We start from the raw sequence: 24,182 nt of genomic DNA, 5'->3' as shown, positions 1-24,182 counted from the left end.
CGCGATCAACAGATATAGTTAATTTTAAGCCGTTCAGCAGCATCGGCATCATCTATTCCAAGAGCGTCAGACATTCCAATGGGCAGACTCTGTGATCTTCCCAACGGGGCCATAATTTTCTTGGTCTCGGTACGGATCATCATGAATGTATCAACAACGCGTTGAGCCACATCATCGGGATCAAGACGTCTGAACAGTTTTTCATTCTGACTGGTTATACCCTTTGGACAGATGCCCACGTTACAGACATTACACCGTCCCATCTCGTTGCCGAGACAACCCGCAGCAGACTGCATGATATATTTACCTATATGCACTCCGGATGCTCCGAGCATAATCATAGCCAGACCATTCTGGGTAACATTGCCGTTTTTGCCTATTCCGCCAGCTGCAAACAGTGGAATCTCATTCTGCCTGCCCTGGGCAACGAGATCGAGATAACACTCCCTTAGATTTGAAGCTATCGGATGGCCTGTTGCCTCCATACTCACATCATAGGCCGCACCAGTGCCACCGTCGATTCCGTCAATAAGCAAGCCACCGGCATACGGATTGCGGACCAGATTGTTCAGCACCGCTTTAGCAGAAGTAGACCCTGAGATTTTCGGATAAACAGGCACTCTGAAACCAAAGGCCATTGACATGGTTTGAATCATCTTCATGACACTCTCCTCAATCGAGTAAAGCGTCTGATGAACTGGAGGAGATGGCAGGTCAACACCTTCGGGTACCCCCCGAAGTCTGGCAATCAGTTTACTGACCTTAAACCACATTAGCAATCCGCCATCACCGGGTTTTGCACCTTGCCCGTATTTGATTTCAATGGCTGCCGGGTCGCACTGCATCTCGGGAATAGCCCGGATAATCTCATCCCAGCCAAAGTAACCGGAAGCAATCTGCAAGATGATATACTTCAAAAATGGGCTTTTGAGGATCCACGGCGGACACCCGCCCTCACCTGTGGCCATGACAACTGGTATGCCAAGTACCTCATTACAGTAGGCAACACCCTGAAGAAGCCCAAGCCACATGTTCGGAGACAGTGCACCAAAAGACATGGAACCGATGATGAAAGGGAAAATCTCCCGCGTAGGCGGAATCCATTCTCCGGAGGCCTTACGTTTCAGATACTCTTCAGGAGGCAGTATTCGACCGAGAATCGTATTGTAGTTAAACTCATGACGCCCTGCATCCAGTGCAGGATCTGTCAGCATGGAAATACGATCAAAAGAAATACGATCCAGAATGGTTTTACCTGGAGCATTTCTACGACCGCCACGCTTAAAGGCGTCACCTTTCTGACTGCGAACAAAGGCTGAGCGGTTTTCATTGGTATTTGGATGTGGTCCAATGGCCTCATTGGGACAAACCATGGAGCACATTCCACAACCTATACAACGTTTGCTGACGTCTGTCTGTTGCCTGATGCCTACAAAATGCCGATACTCATTGCCACGTTGCTTTTTGAGTACATCCAATTTTGGCACTCGCTGCCTGCGATAGGTCAGATAAATTGCACCTACAGGGCAAACAGCTGTACATTGACCACACAGCGTGCAGCGATCTTCCCTGTGCGTAATAATCCAAGGAAGATCATGATAGGTTAAGCTGCTTGGGGTATTGTAAATGGATCGAACTGAGACCATATCTTAAGTTCCTTTCTTTCTGGTGGAATAATAACTGTATGTTCCCGCATAGGTTGGAAGTCAAGGGCAGGATCGCGATCTGGGACTAACGCATCAACACCGCACATCTCGGAAGCTATTGCCCATGCACCAGGACGTCCACCAACAGTTGCAGGGCGAAGTTTTTTCTGATCCATTACCAGCATGCAGGTTTCATCCGGCAGGGTACCGATAATTGCATTGGGACCGTCAATGATCAGACGTCTGCATGCTGTTCTCAGTCCTTTAAGAAAATCCCCTTGAGGATGATGATCCAATTCCTCTGTTTTTAACGGCGTAATAACGTGCTTGTATGCCTCCAGAGGAAGCTTGAGTACCTTGGTTGTATAGTGCAAAATATGGGTAAACACCTCTGAGTCACTGTGATACCCGAGATATCCTGGAATATGACGACCAAGCAGGTACTCCTTGATAGGAATAAACGCTGTATTCTCACCATTGGTCATAGTGGAAATCCCTTGAATGAAAAAGGGATGGCAGGCATACAGATTGATACCGTAATTGGTATTCTGGCGGCCCTGGGCCATTACGACACGGGCCTTGATACGATCATCATCCAGGCCGAGGCCATCACCGATCTGCAGAGGCCAGCCGACCTCTTTAATCATGATGACATCAAACCATAGAGAAAATATTGTTAAATCACCGCCGTGATCCTCTCCGTTTTTACGCAAGGCCAGCCTGGTTTCAGTAAGTCTCAGCTCCTGCTCATCCTGAGTCAGGTTACTCCAGTCGGGCGTCTTATAGACACGCACCACATATTTAAAGCGTTTTCGATTTCGAGTCTCGATAATGCCGGGTCGCATATCGAACTCATGCTGATATTTTAATTCATATCCACTTTCTCCCATGAAATCGGCCATACGCTGCAGAGCGTTTTCTGTATGGGCGATTCCTGAGAGAATGACGTGATTGGGCTTCAATTTGAAGTCGTCAAACTCGATGCCGCGCAGTAATAAACCAAGCCCGCTCCCATCATACCCTTCCTGCATGGCTTCCATAGCCATGAGCATTTCGTATGGAGAAAATGGTTCATCTGCGCTTTTTAGAGCTAATCGGCACATGCGTTACTCCTGAAAAGTCTTTCTTTGTGATGCGGATTTCTTTCACCCAGGACAACTGGAGAAAATCAATACAAGCAGGCGTAATTCCGTGACTGGCGGACGTCACTCGAAACGTATCTGGATTGCAAGGGAAGAAAATTACAGAACAAGTGGCAAGTTGTCAAGAACAAAGGGAAATTTGCCCTCAAAACAACCAGATACCAGATGTCGGGTAATTATGACCCCAAACACGGAGAAAAAAAAAGGACGCACTATGTAGGCGTCCTTGGTCAATCTATGGAGTATTTTAGTGAGAATATTGGAAATTCAACAAAATACCCAGGTCACCTTAACACATTTGTAATTTTTCTGGCTTTTTCCACAGTTCCACGTATTTCAGTAACCTCTTTGACACCGGGCAAGCTGTTTTTTACATCCCGTCCTGCCTCTTCTACGTCATGCAAACCGCGCTTGAAACTCCCGATGGCTTTTCCCAGCCCAGAACCAAGCTCTGGAAGTTTTTTACCACCAAAGACGAGAAAAGCTATAGCAAATATGATAAGTAATTCTGGTGTTCCCAGTCCAAACATTATATCCCTCCAGAAGGAATTCTGTCCTGCCACGCCAAAAAGGCGCTATGGCTGTTCAGCCATCAGGCCTGCTTGTCGGAATCGTTATCTATGGATTTCGGCTCTTCGTCCTGTTTGGTCGCATCTTTAAAATTTTTAATGCCTTTGCCGATACCACTTCCGATTTCAGGAAGTTTCCCGGCTCCAAAAATAATTACAATAATCACCAGAATAATAATTAACTCCGGCATACCAAGTCCGAACATGGGGGACACCTCTACGAAAAAATTAACGTAACTCCACTAAAGGAAGGTAATAATAGCATCAGGAAACAATTGCTGTCAACCGGCTTTACGCAGCTTTCTGATCTCTCGGCCCATAAGTTGCATCTTTTCCAGTAGTTCTCTCTCATCAAGGGTCTGAACTTTTCGGTTTTCCATAACCACCTTTCCCTGAATAACAGAATGCAGCACATCCGATCCCCGTGCTGCATATACGAGATGCGATATCGGTGAGTACAGAGGAGTCAGATGAGGCTGGTTAAGATCCAGGATAATACAGTCTGCCTGCTTTCCCTTCTCCAAACTGCCGATAGCACGGTCAGCATGAAGAGCTTTCGCGCCACCCATGGTTGCGGCATAAAGAGTGGTGTAAGCATCCATGGCTGTGGGATCTAACCTTGCCATTTTATGTATTTTGGCCACGGTGTTCATCTCTCCGAACATATCCACATCATTATTTGAAGCAGCACCATCAGTTCCGATACCGACGGTCAGACCGTTCTCGATCATATCACCGACCGGTGCAAACCCGGATGCTAATTTCATATTGGATTCCGGGCAGTGGGCAACAGCAACGCCTTTTTCAGCCATACGTGCTATTTCACTCGGGGTTACTTTGACACAGTGGGCAGCCAGTACATTACCCTGTAGAAGACCGAGCTTTTCCAAATGCTCCACAGGGGAGCAACCATATCGTTCCTTACAGGTGCGTACCTCGTCATCGTTTTCAGAAAGATGTATATTGTACAGAGCATCGTTCTTCTCAGCCAGCTTCCCCAGCCGCCTGAGTAGATCAGGAGAACAGGTATATACCGAATGAGGATCAATGGTAACAGTGATCAGGTCATGCCCACTGTATTGTTGAAGCAGTTCATCGGTATAGATAAATCCATTTTCCAAGTCTCCGTAGTTGGGAGAAGGAAAATCATATAACACCTCGCCTATCCAGGAGCGCATCCCCGCTTTCTCAGCAGCACGGCCGACTTCACCGGCAAACAGATACATATCACAAAACGAAGTGGTACCTGACTTGATCATTTCACACATGGAGAGCAGACTGGATGTATAGACCATATTACCGGTCAGGGCAGCTTCCACGGGGAAAATATAGTCCTGCAGCCATTCCATCAACGGCAGGTCGTCAGCCAATCCGCGGAAACAGGCCATGGCTGCGTGGGTATGAACATTTACCAGCCCCGGCATGATCAGGCCGTGCTCTTCCTTCAGCAGTCTCGTTGCCTGATACTGCAGCAACAGTTCTTCACGCTTGCCAAGGTCAATGATTTTCCCTTGGTCAATAACCAGCGCCGCATTTTCTATCACCGTTGCCTGCGCATCCATAGTCAAAAGGTAGCGTCCGGTAACTATAAGATCCACAGACTGTGAAGCCATGTCTATATTTCCTCAAGTAATGCAACAATCAGCTGCTTCAATCGTTCACCGGCATCTTGCGCCGCCTGAACAATATCTTCCAGCAGAATGGGTTGAAAATTATCAGGATCATTGACATTGGAAACAACGGAAAGGCCCATTACCTCCATGCCAGCCTGGTTGGCTACGATGACTTCCGGAACAGAAGACATTCCCACGGCATCTGCACCTATCATCCTGAGATAACGCGTTTCAGCTGGTGTTTCCAGACTGGGTCCAGGAATACAGACATAGGTTCCAACAGCTGTATCGGCAAGCTCGATCTTTGTTATAACCTGCTCTGCCAGTTTAAGAAGTCGCGGAGAATATGCCTGAGAAAGATCGGGGAAACGATCTCCCCATTGTTCTATATGGGGGCCGCGCAGGGGATTTTCAGGGAGCAGGTTGATATGATCCTGCATGATCATGATCGTGCCGGGATTAAACCTGACGTCAAGCCCGCCACTGGCGTTGGTGATAATCGCCTTGCCAACTCCAAGCTGCGAAAGGACACGGATGGGAAAAGTGACTTCACGGGTGGAGTAGCCCTCATAGTAGTGAAAGCGTCCCTGAAGAACAGCTACATCAAAACTTCCCAGACGCCCGCAGATCAGGTTTCCTTTGTGACTTTCCACCGTTGACAAAGGAAAATGTGGAATTTCTCCATAGGGAATGACCTGCGGATTCTGCAGCACTTCTCCAAAACCACCCAATCCTGTGCCAAGCTGTATCACAACAGCAGGGGTAAGCTCCAGTTTACCGCGTAAAAAGGCCACAGCCTCTTCAACATGTTGACGATACTGCTCCATATGAATCATTGGATAGCGTTTGCCTCAATATAGGAACGTATGGATGCCTCGTCAGCTTCCATTACCGAACACCTGCTCTCCTTCTCCGCAAGCCCTTTCAGAGCCACAGGCAACTCAGGCTCTTTGCCAATAGCCTGGAGAACGGCCTGACCAAATTTTGCAGGATGGGCTGTTGCCAGACAAACCACCGGGCGATCTGCATCTCTGCAATCCCAGGCAGCTTTCACGCCCACGGCGGTATGGGGGTCGAGGAGATATTTTTCCTGTTCATAAAAAGAACGAATAGTCTCCACCGTCTGTTCTTCGCTAACCGAAGTAGATCGAAAATCACCTGCAACACGCTCTGTTAGCCCTGAAAGATCAAGAGTACCTGTGGCTGTAAACTGTTCCATGTCAGCCTTTACCCTGGAGCCGTCCTCATCCCGGAGATAATACAGATAGCGTTCAAAGTTGGATGCTATCTGAATATCCATGGAAGGGCTGGATGTGGCCTGAACGGTTCCCTTTGAATAGTCGCCGTGCAGAACAAACCGCGTTAACAGATCATTGGCATTGGTGGCCAGTATAAGTGTATGAATACACCCCTGGGGCAACATTTTTCGAGCCACATAACCGGCAAATATATCCCCGAAGTTTCCTGTGGGTACTGAGTAATCGACGTGTTTATGTCCCAGTTTGCGGAGCTTGAGATAACTGTAAACATAATAGACAACCTGTGCCAGCACCCGTGCCCAGTTGATTGAGTTGATCGCCCCAAGATGATAGGCATCCTTAAACGGTAGATCACTAAACAGAGATTTGACTATGGACTGCGCATCGTCAAAAGTTCCTTTTACCGCAACATTGAACACATTGGGATCCAGAACCGTGGTCATCTGCAGGGCCTGTATCGGGCTGGTTCTGCCATGGGGGTGAAGAATAAAGATGTTTATACCTTTTTTCCCTCGAACGCCATAAATTGCAGCACTTCCTGTATCCCCCGATGTCGCGCCGAGGATATTCATAAATCCGCCTTTCTGCGCGAGCTGGTACTCAAACAGATTGCCGAGAAGCTGCAGGGCAACATCTTTAAATGCCAGAGTGGGTCCATGGAAAAGTTCAAGAATATACAACCCTCCCTTTTCCGTCATGGGAGTTACATGGGGATGGTCAAAAGAGGCATAAGATCGCTCCACCATGTCCTCAAGGATATGTTTGGGTATATCATCATTAAAAAGATCAAGGATCTCCGTAGCCAACTGCTGGTATGTCAGTCGTTGCCAGGTATCCAGCAATGTTTCGCTGATCTGGGGAATGGCACTAGGGAGAAGCAATCCTCCATCTCTGGCCAACCCCATCATTACAGCATCACAGAACCCTATGGGCTCGATTTCACCTCGAGTGCTGATATATTTCATCTGCCAGTCTCGTTTATTGTAGTGGTTTTGATACCCTTATAAGTGATCTCGTATTAACGTTTCCGGGTCCAGCCTGGGAGCATCATGCCAGAGCCCCTCAAGATCATAAAACTGCCTGCTTTCATGATAAAAAATATGCACAACGATATCACTGAAATCAAGCAGGACCCATTTCCCTTCCCGCATTCCTTCACTATGCTTACTGCTCACCCGTTTGGACCGCAGTTCCTGTTCAATGGCTTCAGCAAGCCCCTGAACGTGCCGGGTGGAACGTCCATTCATAACGACGAAAAAATCTGTAAAGGAAGCAATACCCCGAACATCCATTACAACCAGATCTTCTGCCTTGGTGTCCAACGCAACCTGAGTTGCAAGAGCGGCAAGCTCCAGACCGCTTTTTTCTCTATGTTCTTTTTTTAACTGTCTCATATGCTCTCTGATAAATTCCTGCGGTCAGCCATCTGCGTGTTTTGCATCACGCCTTATTCTCAGCCTTCTTTTGAGCAGGTTTCTTTTTACCTCTTGGAGGAAACTCAAAACTTATTTTGCCCTTCTTGTCCAGCAAAAGAAAGGCGTCAAAAGGTTTTTTCCTTTTGGATATGAATCCATTTATAAGCTCAGTTTTACCTTTACTGAGCAGTTGTTCGATGTGTTCCCGATCAATTCTCCTGCCAAGGATTACTTTTGAAATTCTCAATCCCTTTTCCTTATCGCCGTTAAGAGCCGATTCAGAAAGAAAACCAACCGGTGTTTCATAAACCTTTGTCTGATCAGCGGGCGAGGTTCCCAAAGAACCCTGTTTTTTAATTTCCTCTATATCGAGATCTTCAGTTGAATCTGCAAATAAAAATTCGACTTTTGAATTATTAACTCTTACCGCGGCAGTAAATGGTTTGCCCTTTTTAGAACGAAAATCATCATACGGCCCCAGGGTTTCCCCCTGTATAAGCCTGACAACCTCATCCTCGCTCATAATGCGGCCCCCAAGCACTTTACGAATCATCAATTTTTTATCTTCAGACTCGAAGGCGGTTGCTGTTTCAAAAAATTTGCGCCCATCAACCGGCGAAAACGCTGCTTCGTGTTTGCTCCCCTCTTCCCCACTTTTAACTTTTTCCACAATACCGGCTGTCATTTTGCGGATTTCAGCCATGAATTGTTCACGGGTCATGCTTCCCTTTAAAATCTGATTGAGTTTATACTCCCACTCTCCAGTAAGTTCAGGGGAGGCCAAAACGTCTATACTTCTGGCAGTGAGAAGAGAGAGAAGTTCGAAAGCCTTTCCCGTGGGAACCAACTCGCGCTGTTCTCGAACAATGTACTTTTCATTCAACAGTTTTTCGATTATGGCTGCCCTGGTAGCGGGTGTTCCCAGACCTCGCTCTTTCATTGCTTCTGCGAGATCCTCATCATCAACCAATTTACCGGAATGTTCCATGGCCGAAAGCAGAGTTGCCTCATTAAACCTCGGTGGAGCCTTGGTTTCATGCTCCTGCATATCTATCTCGCTGCAAACAATTGGTCTGCCGTCCGGAAGAGGCTGAAGTGCTTTATCTTCACCATCTCCACCTGTACTGCCGTAGACTTTTTTCCAGCCAGGCTCTACCAGAATTTTGCCCTCTGTGAGAAATGTTTCCTTTTCTACCAGAGATAGCCTCCTGGTGTTATGAAAAACGGCCGGGGGAAAAAAAACAGCCAAAAATCGCTGTACAACCATCTGATAAATCTTGCTTTCCGGTTCAGACAGGGTCGCAGGCAGATTTGAAGTTGGGATAATAGCAAAGTGATCGCTGATTTTTTTATCGTTAAAAATGCGTTTATCCTTTTTCAGATACTTCTGCTGTAAAATTTCGCCGGCAAAAATTCCAAACTGCCATTTACACTGTTGCCCAAGGACTTCTTTGACAGTTGGGAGGTAATCTTCCGGTAAACAGCGGCTGTCTGTACGGGGATAGGTGATCAGCTTATGCTTTTCATACAGTGCCTGTGCAAGCCCCAGCGTATTCTTAGCAGAAAAGCCAAAACGACTGTTCGCCTCGCGCTGCATCAACGTCAGATCATAGAGAGGCGGTGCTCCCTGCGTTGATTTCTTCTTCGTTTCCTGTATGGCTGCCGGCTTTCCCTTACACAGGGAAAAAATATCTTCAGCCCTGCCCTTTTCCCATATCCGATTCTGTCGACCATGGGGTTCCGCTTCATTTTTTTTGAATTCAGGATCAATCCATACACCCTGGTAGGTAATATCGTCACAGGAAAAAGTAGCATGTAACTCCCAATACGGAGTCGGTTTAAAAATTCTTCGTTCTTCTTCCCGTTTCACCAACATGGATAGCGTTGGCGTCTGCACCCTGCCGCAAGGGGTTTTGCGAAATCCACCAAAACGAGAGTTATAACAGGTTAATGCACGGGTTGCATTAATGCCTATCAGCCAGTCAGCTTCGGAACGACATAATGCCGTATCCTCCAAAGGCTGCATCTCTTCATCATCTCGTAAATCCTGTAATCCCTGACGTATGGCATCCTGGGTCATGGATTGAAGCCATAACCTCTGAATCTGTTTTCCAGTGATCGATCGAGTTGCAGCCTGTTTTAAAATATATTTAAAAATCAACTCACCCTCTCTCCCGGCATCACATCCATTTATAATGACGTCCACGTCGCGTCGCCGAATTAACTTACTGAGGGCATTGTACTGCGCCTTGGTTCCCGGAAGAACTTTCAAAGGAAACTGTTCCGGTAAAATCGGCAGGTTATCCAACGTCCATTTCTGAAAATCAGGGTTGATTTCTTCTGGATAAGCAATGGATACCAGATGGCCAACAGCATAGGATACAATATGGTCATCGCTTTCAAAATGAGTCTTGCTCCTGGTAAATTTACCAGGCAATGCTTTAACGATATCTCCTGCCACACTGGGCTTCTCAGCGATGATGAGTGTTTTTCCCATGAATACTGTCCGTTCTTTTTTTCTTACTGTTTACACAAAAATTTTTTCAACTCTGCATGCCACTTATCTGGTTGATCCAGATAACACGGATGGGGTGCATTTACAAAAAAGATGCGCTCGGAATTAACTATTTCTTTCAGCAAAATATCGCTCATTGCAGGAGAAGATACCTGGTCCTGCTCACCCCAGAGAATAAGTACAGCTTGCTGTATCTTATGAAGTTCCTGACGATTCTCTTCTACCCCTACAGCCCCTACAAGTACCAGTCTGTCAATCAGTCTGCCATGCTGCAGAGTAAACTCCAAAGCGATACGCCCTCCCATGGAAGGCCCTATCAAGGTGACAGTTGGCAAATCAAGGGCCTGTATATATTCTGCAAGAACCTCCACGGGTACCTGATCACACGCCGGACTTTTACCAAAACCTGGCATATCCACAGCCAGAACCTTCAGCCCCAGACCTGCAAGATACTCCAAGGTTCCTAGTTGCTGCCACGTTTCAGCTTTGAACTTCATACCGTGTAATAGAACAACCACAGGGCCATCTGCAGGACCTGCAGAAAGATAATGAATTTCACAATGCTGTAACTTTATAGTATTTTCATGTATCTTAGTCATTCCCGCCTCCTATCAGAGTTGGTTATTCACTGCTCCAAGCGAATAAAGTTGACACAGAAGTAAGCGACACGCTTAACTTTGTCAATGACTGGAAAGCTGCCAACTTCGCTTTCCATCGTTTACCCCTGCATTTTTACCACCACTTTAGCACGCAAAATCAATACGTTCAGACATACTTCATCAATCTCAAAAACTCCATTCAAAAGGGTGCATTCAAAAAAAATCGTCTCTGAAGACAAACCAGGCTAACGAGTGTCTGTCAAGGAATGAGTTTTTTTTCACAAATCCAAGTAAGTACAGACCCCGAATATACGATAAATTAGACTGCATACATATGGTTGTGTAACTGCCCACAGGTGCTGCATATTTTAACAAGCGCGATTTTTCGCAGATAAGCGCAGACTCCATAAGCCTATCTATGGGTGAAATCGCGATCGTTCAGAGAGATAAGTGACTAGCAGGAGACTTCGTGGAGTGTCTGTGATCAGTCACAAGAGATAGCTTCACGGATGGCATTCCACCGATTATGAGGCAAAATACCCACACGAAATATGTACTTTGGAAGGATAAAATAGACAAACAGGAGCATAGTTGCTCCTGTTTGTCTGTATTCTATTGGGAAAAAATCTCCCGCATAATTTCGGACAGGCTGTTTGACTACTCCTGAAGAGGAGTCTGATTAAGCTGGTCCTCCAAGTCGGCAAGTTTCTTGTTTTTGAGAGTCAGCTCCTTTACCAATTCAAGATTTTCCTGTTCCTGCTCTTGAAGAATATCCTGTTGATCTGAAATTTTGCCTAAGAGAACATCCATATTGATCTTAATTCTATCCAGTTCTCTACTGGTTTCTGCAAGGGCTGCATTTTTCTCTTCAACAATTTTTTCCAGTCCGATAATCTGAGCCTGGGCTGTTTCATAGTCAATGGCCAATCTGCTCAACCGTTCTCTGCCGCTGTCCCCGCAGGCATCTGACTGTTCTTCGTTTGCAGCCAAGTTTTCCTGCGCTACTGCAAGTTGTTGCTTCAACTCGGTTACCTGACTCGCCTGCTGGGCCTGTTTGTCCCTGGTTTCCGCAAGCGCGGTGGCACAGGCTGTCAGTTTTTGATTCAGTTGCTCCACCATAGTTTCAGTACTGCTGTCTTTTTCAGACTCAGCTTTCAACGCTTCTTCAAGTTTGCCGATCAAGGCTTCCTTTTGAGTTATAACTGCTGCATGGCGTTGAGATGCCTTACGGAGAGCCACTAATTCTTCACGGGCTTTCTGCATCTGCTTTACCGCATGGTGCATTTTCTTCAATTCGCTGTGCAGTTTTTCATTCTCTTGTTTAAGTTGTTCCAGGGCTTCTTTAGTCAGAGACGAGCCGACCTTATCAACTTCGACGACAGGCGCAGCAGGTTTCGTCTCTGCCTGAAGTGCGGCAATCTCCTGATGGGCTGCCTCTAGTTCAAGCTTATAAGTTTTCGCGTTTCGACTGTTCACACCACCCCAGATTGACCAAATTACCAGCAAGACAATCAGGGCTCCAATCTTCAGATTTCGGTTTTTCTCCATTGTGTGCTCACTCCTTAATTAATAGCTCTCGTCAATGTAGCTTTACTCACCGGATAAAGGACTTTCATCTGCTGCCACAGGTTGTTTCTGTACCTCATTATCGAGGTAGATATCTCCACCGACGGTTGTCGGCATATTGAGAAGGGTCGGATCGATACTTTGAATCTCCTGCTCCACACTCTGCAGATGTCGCTTAACCTTGTCAGACAGCCCGGCTTGTGGATATTTTATCAGAATATCCTGCAGCAATTTTCTTGATGTGAAAAGCAGCTTTTTCTTACTCTCGACATCGTTGGTTCGCTTGGCCCGGACAAAAAGATCAGAAGCTCTGCGACGATCAGCTTCTGCGGCCAGTTTTGCTGCTTCATCGACCTTGGCAGTGGCTTTTTCACCATATGAAGTTGTTCGCAGGGCTGTAAATTTTTCTATGGCCTGATCGTAGTTTCTGGTTTCCAACAGGCCCATCGCATCATTCCATTGTTCCTGGAGTTCCTGTTCCTCGACAAGCCGGCTGGTTTCCACGGCAATGGATTCTGCAGTTATCAGTTGCTCGCTCTTACGACGTATGGACTCCTGCTTATCGGGAGGGATGATATTTCTGGGGACTCTTTCCAGTAACAGTTGGGATTCCTGATATTTTCCCTGCTTGGCCAGGGAATCTGCTTTTTTCAAAACCTGATTCAACCATTTGTCAGCCTCAAGCTGAGCCATTGCCAATAATTGATCAGCACTTGATGCCACAGGAGAATAGGGATGTTTTTCCAGATAGCTCTGAGCCTGCTGCACAACTACATACCCATCACGTTCCGGATTATAAGCAAGAAAATTTTTCAACAGTGCCGCATAGTCACTGACTTCATCACTCTGACGACTCGATAACTCTAGTGCATTCAGTTGCTGTTCAGCCCAATTATTTTTACTCTCCAGATCTTTATAGGTTTTTTGAATCTCACGATATCTTTCCCTTGCCTGAACATACGACCCTAAACCAAATTCCAGATCACCTATCAATTGCTCGAGACGGAACTCCCATAAGGCCTGGTCCTGCCTCCGAATGGTTTCCAGCAGTTCAATGAACACTTCCCTGGCTTTATTTTCCTGTCTGGTCTTCAATAAGGCCTGTCCATATAAATACGTCGCATCAAAGGACGGCTTTTGACCATCATCCAAGGGAAGATCCTGGTACGATGTAACGACCAGCTCATAATCGCCTGCTGCAAATGACTCTTTTAACTGTATTTCCTCTCTATGCAGATTGCGCAATACGGGTTGACTCATTCCCTGTGGTGTCATTTCCGAAGGGCTGACCATCAGTGACTTACAGTCACTTTCCAGAAATGCGATATCTCTCTCGCTGATTCTCAGTAAAGATTCTCCAGCAATAAGTTGAGCAGCCTCTAATTCGGTCTTTTGAAGAAGACGTTGATTCAAAGCATTGTACTCAACCAGAATATCCTTTAGAGACCTGCCGCAACTATCAAGCTGATCAAGAGTATCCTGAGAAACATCTTTCTCTGACAAGCTGCTCTTCAGAGCATTCAAGGCATCAAGTTTTTGTTCATACTCATAAATTCGATCATTTATAAGCTTCATCGTCGGCATCAAAACGTCCTTGATTTTCTCGGCTGACGCAGTTTCCTCATTTTGTTGTTTTGTCTTTATACGGTACTGCTGCTCCAGACCTGCATTTTGCAGAGCAGCTTCTCGCTGCTGCCTGGCCTCATATGGCTGCACCGAACTTTTCTGGGCAACACAACCATTCAAGAGCAGAGAAAAACAAGCGAAAAAGACTATATAACGAACAGTTACAAGAATAGGCATGGCAGATAGTATCTTCTAGTCAACGATTTCTTTGATCAGGTTTCCAGTAGACGACAGCAATCCAATCTCAATACTGGTATTGATTCAGCTTATCAGATCACTATGCAAAACAAAATACAGGAAAAAAAGGAATTACAGCGTCAGCCCACAGGACAGCAGTGAGCCTACAATCTCCACGTACTAACCATTCACGACAATGGAACTAGTCTGAAAATTTGCGAAAGGATATCAGATAATACAAGGAGGGACAATCGCTTTCTGTAAGAAAATACCGAAAAAGCAGCACAGTTCCCGCGGAAGGACCAATGCATAGCAGCTAAGAAACTACGCTACCTGACCGCTTTGGGACAACAGCCACGCAACAAGACCAGAAGGGATGCCTCCAAGCTGACAGCCAGTGAAAGCCGATAGAAAACAACAACTCGCACCGGCTGGCTCAATTTTCCTCGGGATGCTCCCTGCATAGATGAAGAACTATGGCTTTACCCATTAAACAAACTTAATTCAGCTGCATCGAGTTTACCATCCCTGTTGGCATCAAGAACTGCAAACTGCTCTATCAATTCCGGCATAACCTCCGCCTCGTGAGCTGTGACATATCCGTCTTTATCAATATCCAAAGCTGAGTGCAAATCCCCAGCCACGACACTGCCACCCGTGATAAAGAGCAATCCAAAACAACAGCTAAAAAATACTCGTATCATGACAAACTCCTCTTACATTGTTGGTTCATACAACCGGTTGTATCCGTATTTCTCATAGCAATCTGCATTCCAGAGAAACACAACCATACAATTTCAAAGAGTTAGATCAACGTCTTGATATTCTACCTCCCAACATGCCCTTGCTTGTCCCCTTCCTGCGCCAAAAAAAACCGCGTTGAAGATACTTTCCTTTATTTCCAGCGCGTTCAAACGTCGCTCGTCACCAACACCCACAACATCAAATCACGGAGTATTTTTCCAATAAGGAAGAAAGAATCGTTTTGGCTCAAAATGTCCGTCAAGGGTAGCATGACCATATGCCAAACAGCTTGGAACCTGTGGAGCAAGATTCCCTTGAAAAGGTGATGCTCCGTCAACGGGCTTTCCGCCAGCGTCAGGATCAACTACCACAAACACCTGGCCGGAATTGGAATACTGAAGGTTCAATCCATTAAAAGAAAGGTCTATGGGATCGACTTTATCACCTGTCGCCTCTATCTGCAACACAGCATCAGCTATGGCAGACCAGGCAGGAAGAGCACCCTGCGAGCCACTGATTCGGTTATTTTTGCGAACCATTGAGGCATTTTCATCGTAGCCGATATACACTCCTATGGTATATCCCTCATCCACAGTCAAATGAGAACTGTTCGCACCGGTAAGCACAGGAACACCACCCAGAAAGGCAGCATTGCGGTACCTGTTGGCGGTACCGGTTTTTCCCAGCAGGGGAACAGGTACGTCCAGAGCTTCCAACTCCTGTTCTCTGTCAATGTTATCACTGTGCAGGCGAACATGATCACTTGCATACCTGCCAGTGCCATAACGCACAGTATTGTACAAAATATCGGTTATGCCCATAGCAACCTTTTCATCAAAAACCGACCTACTTTCTCCATTATAGGCATAAATAACCTCGCCGTCAGGAGCTTCAATACGCTCAATTATCGCCTTTCCCGGCGCACTTCCACTTTCTCCGGCCAGCTGTTCGGTCATCTCGGCTGCAGCTCCGACCTGATAGCGCTTTCCAGTAATAATGGTTTCGTACATCCGCGTGGCTTCAAAAAGTGTGATTACATTGGAGCCCAGCGGAAAAGATAGGACGGGTTCCAGTTCGCTCTCTATTCCGGACTGTCGCGCGAGGCTGATAAGATAACGGAGCCCGAGCATAACCCTGTAGTCACGAACCTCACTCAAAACTTCCAGGGAATATGCGCGTTTATTACGCAATGCGCTCTCTTCAACAGCTATTTGATTGGTAAACTGAACCAGACTCTCATAGGTGACACTCTCTTCAAGCTGTATCCTCTGCCAAAACCTTTCCTGCTGTTGTCTATCCAGAGAGCCGACATATTCCACTATCCTATCAATGGAAACAATATTCCAATCATCAGGCAAAGGAGAGCGCAACGTATAATGAACTCTACCCGAGCCATCTCTGACCAAAAAACCTTCAGGACGGGAAGGAAGAGGCTGGGAATAGTCAGGAAGAAAAGAATCATGCAGGCGGATCTTTGCTTCTATAAAACTTCTATACTGCTCAAGCCGTATTCTCACCTGGTCAAGAGAAGCATAATTTAAATGCAAAAGCCCCAGCCTTAACGACAACTCTGCTCGTTCTGAAGCGCCTGCCCTCTTTCTCCCCATTGCAGTACGCAAGGACTCCTGATACTGACCAAAGCTGACGCCATCGTGTATCCGAAGTAATCTCTGATAATCTTCAATGCGGCCGTCGAAATAGAAATCAGCACGCAGGGATCTCTTGGCCTTCTCAAAGGCAGCCCTGTAGAACGTATCATTATTCATGACTATACCGTAATGATCGCGGATACGATTGCGAAACTGCTCGTAAGATTCGCTCTTGCCATCTTGAATTCGAGGAGCCATGTCAAGGTGCTGAGCCATTTCCCGCAGTCCCGGCAGGCTCACATGATCAAGCAAATGATATACAAGCCAGACAGCAGCGACATTTTCCGATTTTACCCCTGCCCAGCTCATACTGACAAAGTCATGATCGCTGTGATGATCTGGGCGGGGAAAATATGGCCTGTCCATGAAAACAAACACATCTCTTCTATTATCCAGCAGATCCACTGAACTCCAGCCCAACTGCATGGCAGCTGCAAATAGAAAAGGTTTGAATGTGGAGCCCATCAACCTTTTGGCATCAACAGCTCTGTTAAAATACTGATCGGTCATTCCGCCGGCCATGGCTCGAATCATCCCCTTCTGCAAGACCATGGCACCACCTTCTACAGAGGGATACTTTTCAAGGTCCACCAGCCATGTACCGTCATCGTTCTGCTCTCGCAACCGCACATAAATGCTGTCTCCTGCTACGAGTTGGCCGATCAGTTGTTTTCTATCCCGTGCCGTCGCTTTTTGCCAGCGACCACGGACATGCATAACATAAGCATCTAGAGCTTCATCCAGTCCACTCTGATCGAGCAGAGCACGCTCATCATCGGATAAGGACACCCAGACGACACCATCATCAGGGAGAGGGGCGTCAACGATTTCTCCAAACATGAAAGCGCCTGGCAAAAATTCTTTGTCACCTGAATATTTAAGCTCTTCATATTCGGTTTGCACCGATGTGCGATCATACCCCTCAAGACGTATTCCCAGGTATGATAGCTGCTGTCTTAAGGCTTCCAGTGCTTTTTGATTAAGAGCTTTATCCAAACTGGTATAAACACGGATGCCAGAAGTGGAAACATTTGAGATTCCATGCTGCCTTAAGGCTTGTGTTACCACTGAAGAGCTCAGCCCGTCCTTTACCAGATCCATGGCAGTGTTGACTCGAAACCGCATTTTCCCCTTATTAAATGCCACATCTGTGGCTATGACCCGGTCATAAGCTTCACGGGTTATGGTTCCATTTTCCAACATCTGCCCAAGTACGTAACGCACACGCTTGTCGACTTTTTTGCGAGCCTCTTCAGGATGAGCCTGGTTGTGTTTTGTAAAAGGATTATAATAATTTGGGCGTTGAACGCTTCCTGCAATAAAAGCGCACTCCAGCAGGTTAAGTTCAGAAACATCCTTGTCAAAATAATATCGCGCGGCCACGCCAAGACCATGGCCATTGCCACTTACAAAAAACTGGTTGCAATAAAATTCCAGGATTTTTTCTTTGCTGTATCGGTGTTCCAGGCGCAAGGCGTAGAGAAGTTCCTTAAGTTTTGCCCGGTAACTTCTTGATTCTCTTTTGAAAAGATTTTTAGCTGCCTGCTGCGTCAAGGTGCTTCCGCCCTGAACCACACGACCAGCCTTTATATTGGCAAGCATGGCCCTGCCGATCCCTGTGATATCGATACCGTAATGGGAAAAAAAGTGTCCATCCTCGGCAGCAACAATAGCATAAACAAAATCTTTAGGAATAGAGTCAAATGGGACGTACTGCCGATGGTAATCTTCAAACAGAACTCCAATTTTTGTTTCTCCGTCCCTGTAAAACACAGGGCTTTCTCTTCCTAAAATACTGTTAATGTATTCTTCTTCTATTTCCGGACCGGGTTCTACCACCACAAGGTAATAGAGACCACCGGCGGCTGTGATTGCCGCCAGCAGAAAAAGGATGAAAAAAAACCACAATGTATATTTAAAAAATTTTCGCATTATTCCTGTATTGATTAAGGCACTCTGCTTCAGAATAAAACAGGGGGTTACACGTCGTTCCTCGTAACTTCACTCTGTCTTCTTGTATAACCACTTCCTATGGGGGTGTGTATACGATCTTCTTATACCAGATACAGTATCAGCTTAGAAGGGCAACACAAAAAAGACTTGATAACATCACAATTTTCCTTGAAAAACCACTACGATAAATGGTAATAGAAGCGGAATTATAATTAATTGGCGCAATATCATACTGCTGATTACGAAAAAAACAATACGATTTCAACCTACTAGCCGTTTATTCCCGCCTTCGGATTTTTATGACCATATATGCACGTTTTTGCCTTCAAGCCGTCGTAGTTGTCTGCCTAGCCACCCTTACGGCCTGTTCAGGCCATGCTCCCAACTATCAACCCTGTGCAGGCAAAGACAACCAAACTCTTCAGGAAGAAGAATCCAGCCCTACTGTGGATGAACTGTCCTACCTTACCATGGAGTCAGAGCCATCACTGACTGAAGAATTGCAGGAACTGGATAAAACAGGTTCATGGGATGCTCCTGCCGCAGGAAAGTCAGCAGGAGAAATCACCTATGACTTTCCCGTTATCGTCAACAAGCAGGTCCAGTTTTATATTAACCAGTTCCAGGGCCGCCAGCGTAAAACTTTTGCACACTGGCTTGCCCGTTCAAAACAATACCAGACATTCATAGAAGGTGAACTGGAGAAAGCAGGCCTCCCCAAAGACCTGGTTTTTCTGGCTATGATCGAATCAGGATACAATCCCACCGCATACTCCAGAGCCCACGCTGCAGGGCTATGGCAGTTTATCCCCGGCACTGGGAAACTTTATGGTTTGCGTATAAACAAATGGGTAGATGAACGAAGAGAACCTAACAAAGCGACCCTTGCTGCCATAAAGTACCTCTCCTGTTTATATGATGAATTTGGAGACTGGTATCTTGCCGTTGCAGCATATAATGCCGGAGAAGGGCGCATAGGTAAAGCCATACGCAAATACAATACCAAGGACTTCTGGGAAATTGCCAGCCACAATCACCTTTCCCTTGAAACAAAACGCTATGTTCCCAAACTGCTTGCTGCAATTATTGTTGGAAGAAACCCAGAAAAGTACGGATTTAACGACATAGAGTACAAGAAACCCCAGAAATACGACCTGATAACGATCCCGCCAGGTACTGATCTGGAAGCAATTGCAGTGTCAGCATCCACCACAGTAAAAAAGTTACGAACACTGAATACAGAGCTTCGAAAAAACCAGACTCCACCCGGAAACGAGTCATATGCGATGCGAATCCCGCATGGCACCCATAATCTTGTTGCCAAAAACCTCAAACGTCTTCATCCCGTGGTGACAACAGATTATACAACACACACCGTCTACTCTGGCGATACACTTAGCAGCATTTGTAGAAAATACCGTATCAATAAAACCACATTACTCAAAGCGAACAAACTGCGAACCGCATCTCTGAAAAAAGGACAGCGTCTGCGCATACCCTATAGAGCGACAAAATATATCCTTCTAAAAAAGGGGGAGACACCGGAAAGCAGATTCGCAAAGGCTGGAAGAGAAGGTCAAATGCTTCTGCATGAACTCAAACCAGGGGAAACGCTATCCGGACTCGCAAAAAAATACGATGTTCCTGTCCGCATCATTCAGCAATGGAACAACATCAGAAATGTAAAAAAAATACGGGCTGGTGATCATATAGCATTGTATCTCTCAAATTCCTCTCCAGTTGCTCCGCAAGTGCAGATGGCTGAGTCAGCTTCTCCAGAGTCGCAAGTGGCAGACCTCTCCCAGGCTATAATTGTTCTCCAGGGATCAAAAAAGAAGAATCCACATTCTTCGGAGAAGAACAGTGATGACATACTCCCTGATACGGCTGTTCAACTGGTGTATCAAGTCCAAAATGGAGACTCTCTCTGGACGATTGCCAAAAAATTTCAAGTTTCTGCCTCCCAAATCAGAGAGTGGAATAACCTGGGTAACAACATGATACACCCCGGCACTAAACTGGTTATAAAAAAAGGTTAGGAGGCTGTCTGAAAGATTTTTTTCACAGGTCAAGACAGATTAGAAAAATAAACACGGCCATCCACTCAATAGTGCGAGCACGCTTTTTCCTAAGAAACACCTATCAGGGGAAAAGGGTAATCTCGAACAGCCTTCCTGGAGCATGTCCGTGAATAACTTTTTTTCTCCGATCAATGTATACTTCAAATCGTAACTCCCCATAGTGTAAGTGACTACATCTGGAACCCTTCCTGTATTTGTAACTGCTTTCAGGGTACCTGAGGTTTTCGCCAGCAGGCTGGCGTAATGTATTGTCCCATACATAAACCAGTCTGGTCGCGGAAGGATCAGGGGCACTGTAAGCAGTCACTCCAAATCTTACTTCAGGTATATACCTGATATTCCCAGTATAAAATTTTAGACATACTACAGAAATACAATGCAAAGATCATGTACATGCAAACACTCCGTCGCCACTGCTACACATCTTGCTTTAGCGTCTTTGCTGTGACTATACCCCTGTAAAATTTTTCGTTCTGAAGTGTTGTTTGTACTTTCCGAAAAATCAAGCGTGTCCTGTGATGCCTTGCATATTTCTCACAAACACCAGCCACTCTCTACGACTTGCTTTATTACCAATTCACGCCTATATTCTTGCGGACGTATCCTGTTTTCACTTCTCCATAGAGACGAATATATATAGGCCTGCCACTGACGCATGTATAAGAAAAACATTCTTCCTAACGTAAAGAGGAATCTTGCCCTAGAGACACGGAAAAAATAAATTATCCAATCTTACTTGTCTCTCAATTTGGTAAGGTCGTCGTGCCAAGGGCTCAATAGGGCCAGTATGGAACCATTGACGCGACGACGTTATCAAACCGATATCTTACGTTTTTTTGGATATGTATTATTTTCCGCGACCCTTAACTTTCGCAAATGATCATTTATTAAAAAGTAGAATATGACGCACGAACCTCAACACCATAACGACTATCCACAAGACGTCACCTGCCATGATATCGACGGGAAAACTATACTTCTCGTTGGTACGGCACATATTTCCCAGCAGTCAGCGGATTTGGTAGCGTCCATTATTGAGCATGAACAACCTGATCGAGTATGTATTGAGCTGGATGAAAAACGATACACGGCACTTTCTGAAAGCAAAAGCTGGAAGAATCTGGATCTGAAACAAATTATCCGCAATAAGCAACTGGCAACCTTATTTGTAAATCTTGTGCTTTCCGCATACCAGAAAAAACTCGGCAGTCAGATCGGCATAGCACCAGGCACGGAACTTCTTACTGCCGCCCGGGCAGCAGAGACATTTTCCATCCCTGTGGATCTATGTGATCGCGATGTGAGGGTAACCCTGAGAAGAGCTTGGAGAGAAACAGGATTATGGAAAAAAATGTATCTCCTCTCAACCATGGTTGCAAGTCTCTTTGACAGTACCACGATTGATGAAGAAAAACTCTGTGAGTTACGCCAGAAGGATGTTCTCTCCGAGCTCATGGAAGAACTTGGCCAAACTTTTCCGGACACAAAACGTGTTCTCATTGATGAACGTGACATATATATGGCGGAAAAAATCAAGTCTGCCGAGGGGTCACGTATTGTTGCCGTCGTAGGGGCCGGACATGTAGCTGGTATCTCACGACGGCTCCATGAAAACAATGAAGAGCGAATGGCAGAGATCAACACCATTCCCCCTGTCTCTCGCAAGTGGAAAGTTGCAGGCTGGTCCATTCCACTACTCATTATTACCTCTATTCTACTCATAGGTTTAAAACAGGGTGCGACTGAAGCGGGATCCAATGCACTTTACTGGATACTGGCAAATGGTATCCCCAGTTCCATTGGCGCTATCTTTGCTTTAGCCCATCCTGCAACGATATTTTCAGCCTTTGCAGCAGCTCCTATCACCAGCTTAACCCCTGTCATCGGTGCTGGCTACGTCTGTGCTTTTGTACAGATTCTCACCCAGCCGCCAGTGGTCAGGGAATTTGAAGAAGTGGGACAGGATATCTCCAAATTCTCGGGTTGGTGGAAAAACAAACTGTTGCGGGTTTTCCTGGTGTTTTTTCTCACAGGTCTAGGTTCAAGTATCGGCACATGGGTTGGAGGTTATCGCATCGTCAGTAATCTTTTCGGTTAGGGTCCCTGAAAATACTACATGTCCAAAAATTGCGTAGGATATCGATTTGGTAATCGTCGTCGCGTAAATGGTTCCATACTGACCGTATTGAGCCATTTACGCGACGACGTTACCAAGTTGAGAGACAAGCAAGATTGAATAATGTATTTTTTCAGTGCCCCTTAATCCGGATTTTTCCACAGTGTACCTGTGGGAAGTTCCTTACTATAAAAAGTTTTAACATACCTACATTCAGATGGATAACGCATTAAAAAATAGTCATGACGACTCTACCGCAGCCCAAAATCCTCCAGATACCCGACTCTCAAGTCAGCAAAGGAGATCACTTCGCAGCCTGGGCCATCATCTTGTTCCGGCAGTGTATATAGGTCGTGAAGGAATCACAGCTCCTGTAATCAGATCTGTTTCCACATCACTGGATGCCCATGAGTTGATAAAAGTAAAAATAGGACAGAATTGTCCCATAGGAAAAAAAGAAGCAGCTGAAAGCCTGGCAATGGATACCAGCAGTGAGCTGGTCCAGTTAATTGGCAAAATGGTGCTGTTATACAGAGCCAACCCAAAACTTAAGGCTGACAAAAGAATTGCCGTTTAACCTATAGTTCCCATGATTTTTCAGAATGCCAAAATCGGTACGCATCCATGGCTTTTCTTGAGCAATCATGAAACATACTTCTCAGGGCAATTCGCAAAGGTCACTCACCTGGACCAAAGTAAAAAAGTCATCCCGGAACATCATTCCAGGATGACTTTATAACGCGTCTGATCTACAAATTGCCGAAGGAAATTTTACAAATCTCCCCTGTCGAAAAGATCTCTACGATCTTCGACAAACCAATTGATCCATCGTTCCAGGCCATTTTGCAGGAACCTGTCGAAATCCCAAGGGTCACCAGAAAGAAGTTTGCGATACTCTGGCTTGATGGCATAGGCGTAGGCATCGATCACCTCACCTCCAGCGACAGTTACCTTTACCGGAACCCTTTCATATTTATCCCCTTCGAAAGCGTCCAACTTGGCAATGGCATCCTCATCAAGATCCCAGTACATCTTACCGTTGACGGAAGACCCTTCTTCAGCCGTAATTGCAGGGTATTCAGTTTTTTTAATGCGATACCGTGCAAAACCGTGCAAAACTGCTTCCTTGCCAGAAAAAGCAGCCCCAACGACTGCCTTCATGACCATGGGTGACTGCAGGGTGCCATAACAAAAAAGTGATTGTACTCCCATAGCGCTCCTTACCCTTTTACTGTTCCAGCTTTCAAACTCTTCACCTGCTCTCAATCTGCTCATACCCCTTAACATCTTTCCAAGGAGTAGAGAAAACTTGCCAAATGAAGACCATTCTGATTGATTACGCTTCCTGCATTGTCCCGAATAAATCCGACATCTGCTTTGTACATTCAGCCAAGCAAACTCCCGGGTACCACATATTACCTCTCCCCTAAGAACAAAAAGCAACTCAACCTGGGATATCTAACATAACGCAAGTTGCTGTTTTTTCCAACCCCGGAAAAGAAAAAAGCATTC

Annotated in this window: 18 protein-coding genes; 3 read left to right on the top strand and 15 right to left on the bottom strand. The window is 45.9% G+C overall.

What is annotated here, in order from left to right:
• Window positions 1-5: 5 nt before the first annotated feature.
• The 14 genes from G493_RS0125025 to G493_RS0124960 all read right to left on the bottom strand — a co-directional run bounded on the left by G493_RS0125025 (window position 6) and on the right by G493_RS0124960 (window position 18,452).
• Complete coding sequence (locus G493_RS0125025) at window positions 6-1,646, bottom strand: glutamate synthase-related protein (protein WP_028582541.1); 1,641 nt, start codon at window positions 1,644-1,646, stop codon at window positions 6-8.
• Window positions 1,604-2,749 (bottom strand): class II glutamine amidotransferase domain-containing protein, encoded by a 1,146-nt coding sequence (locus G493_RS0125020; RefSeq protein ID WP_028582540.1) that lies wholly within the window; start codon window positions 2,747-2,749, stop codon window positions 1,604-1,606. Before G493_RS0125020 ends, G493_RS0125025 begins: the two co-directional genes overlap by 43 nt.
• 323 nt (window positions 2,750-3,072) lie before the next feature.
• Window positions 3,073-3,318: a Sec-independent protein translocase subunit TatA/TatB gene (locus G493_RS0125015; protein ID WP_028582539.1), complete on the bottom strand. Its 246-nt coding sequence runs from the start codon at window positions 3,316-3,318 to the stop codon at window positions 3,073-3,075.
• Window positions 3,319-3,380: 62 nt separating this feature from the next.
• Window positions 3,381-3,563, bottom strand: a complete 183-nt coding sequence (tatA, locus tag G493_RS0125010; protein WP_028582538.1) for a twin-arginine translocase TatA/TatE family subunit — start codon at window positions 3,561-3,563, stop codon at window positions 3,381-3,383.
• A gap of 75 nt (window positions 3,564-3,638) precedes the next feature.
• A complete protein-coding gene (locus G493_RS0125005) occupies window positions 3,639-4,970 on the bottom strand; it encodes an amidohydrolase family protein (RefSeq protein WP_028582537.1) in 1,332 nt (443 codons plus the stop codon).
• 2 nt (window positions 4,971-4,972) lie between these two features.
• Window positions 4,973-5,797 (bottom strand): purine-nucleoside phosphorylase, encoded by an 825-nt coding sequence (locus G493_RS0125000; RefSeq protein WP_232363836.1) that lies wholly within the window; start codon window positions 5,795-5,797, stop codon window positions 4,973-4,975.
• Between the two features lie 5 nt (window positions 5,798-5,802).
• A complete protein-coding gene (gene thrC / locus G493_RS0124995) occupies window positions 5,803-7,194 on the bottom strand; it encodes a threonine synthase (RefSeq protein ID WP_028582535.1) in 1,392 nt (463 codons plus the stop codon).
• A gap of 36 nt (window positions 7,195-7,230) precedes the next feature.
• Window positions 7,231-7,623, bottom strand: a complete 393-nt coding sequence (gene rsfS, locus G493_RS0124990; RefSeq protein WP_028582534.1) for a ribosome silencing factor — start codon at window positions 7,621-7,623, stop codon at window positions 7,231-7,233.
• A gap of 46 nt (window positions 7,624-7,669) precedes the next feature.
• Entirely contained in the window at window positions 7,670-10,141 is a 2,472-nt protein-coding gene (locus G493_RS31265; RefSeq protein WP_035275918.1) for a DNA topoisomerase III, read from the bottom strand.
• Window positions 10,142-10,164: 23 nt separating this feature from the next.
• Window positions 10,165-10,758 (bottom strand): alpha/beta fold hydrolase, encoded by a 594-nt coding sequence (locus G493_RS0124980; protein WP_028582533.1) that lies wholly within the window; start codon window positions 10,756-10,758, stop codon window positions 10,165-10,167.
• Window positions 10,759-11,415: 657 nt separating this feature from the next.
• Window positions 11,416-12,306: a hypothetical protein gene (locus G493_RS0124975; RefSeq protein ID WP_028582532.1), complete on the bottom strand. Its 891-nt coding sequence runs from the start codon at window positions 12,304-12,306 to the stop codon at window positions 11,416-11,418.
• A gap of 42 nt (window positions 12,307-12,348) precedes the next feature.
• Window positions 12,349-14,127, bottom strand: coding sequence for a hypothetical protein (locus G493_RS0124970; protein ID WP_028582531.1), 1,779 nt, complete (start codon window positions 14,125-14,127; stop codon window positions 12,349-12,351).
• Between the two features lie 482 nt (window positions 14,128-14,609).
• Window positions 14,610-14,831 (bottom strand): EF-hand domain-containing protein, encoded by a 222-nt coding sequence (locus G493_RS0124965; RefSeq protein ID WP_035275916.1) that lies wholly within the window; start codon window positions 14,829-14,831, stop codon window positions 14,610-14,612.
• A 243-nt stretch (window positions 14,832-15,074) separates the two neighbouring features.
• Complete coding sequence (locus G493_RS0124960) at window positions 15,075-18,452, bottom strand: transglycosylase domain-containing protein (RefSeq protein WP_051309924.1); 3,378 nt, start codon at window positions 18,450-18,452, stop codon at window positions 15,075-15,077.
• A 320-nt stretch (window positions 18,453-18,772) separates the two neighbouring features.
• Between G493_RS0124960 and G493_RS31260 the strand changes: the two genes are divergently transcribed.
• The 3 genes from G493_RS31260 (at window position 18,773) to yhbY (ending at window position 23,247) form a co-directional block, all read left to right on the top strand.
• Window positions 18,773-20,512: a LysM peptidoglycan-binding domain-containing protein gene (locus G493_RS31260; RefSeq protein WP_051309922.1), complete on the top strand. Its 1,740-nt coding sequence runs from the start codon at window positions 18,773-18,775 to the stop codon at window positions 20,510-20,512.
• 943 nt (window positions 20,513-21,455) lie between these two features.
• Window positions 21,456-22,652, top strand: a complete 1,197-nt coding sequence (locus tag G493_RS31255; protein ID WP_035275915.1) for a TraB/GumN family protein — start codon at window positions 21,456-21,458, stop codon at window positions 22,650-22,652.
• 235 nt (window positions 22,653-22,887) lie between these two features.
• The gene (gene yhbY, locus G493_RS31250; RefSeq protein WP_084813769.1) at window positions 22,888-23,247 is read left to right on the top strand and encodes a ribosome assembly RNA-binding protein YhbY; all 360 of its coding nucleotides are present in this window, start codon (window positions 22,888-22,890) and stop codon (window positions 23,245-23,247) included.
• 194 nt (window positions 23,248-23,441) lie between these two features.
• Here yhbY and G493_RS32770 read toward each other — a convergent pair whose 3' ends face one another.
• Window positions 23,442-23,945: a gamma-glutamylcyclotransferase family protein gene (locus G493_RS32770; protein WP_051309920.1), complete on the bottom strand. Its 504-nt coding sequence runs from the start codon at window positions 23,943-23,945 to the stop codon at window positions 23,442-23,444.
• Window positions 23,946-24,182 lie beyond the last annotated feature (237 nt).

The sequence above is a fragment of the Desulfogranum japonicum DSM 18378 genome (assembly GCF_000429945.1).
GTDB classification, from domain to species: Bacteria; Desulfobacterota; Desulfobulbia; order Desulfobulbales; family Desulfobulbaceae; genus Desulfogranum; species Desulfogranum japonicum.
Note: the sequence above shows the minus strand (reverse complement) of the source record. Positions and strands in the feature narration are given on the sequence as shown.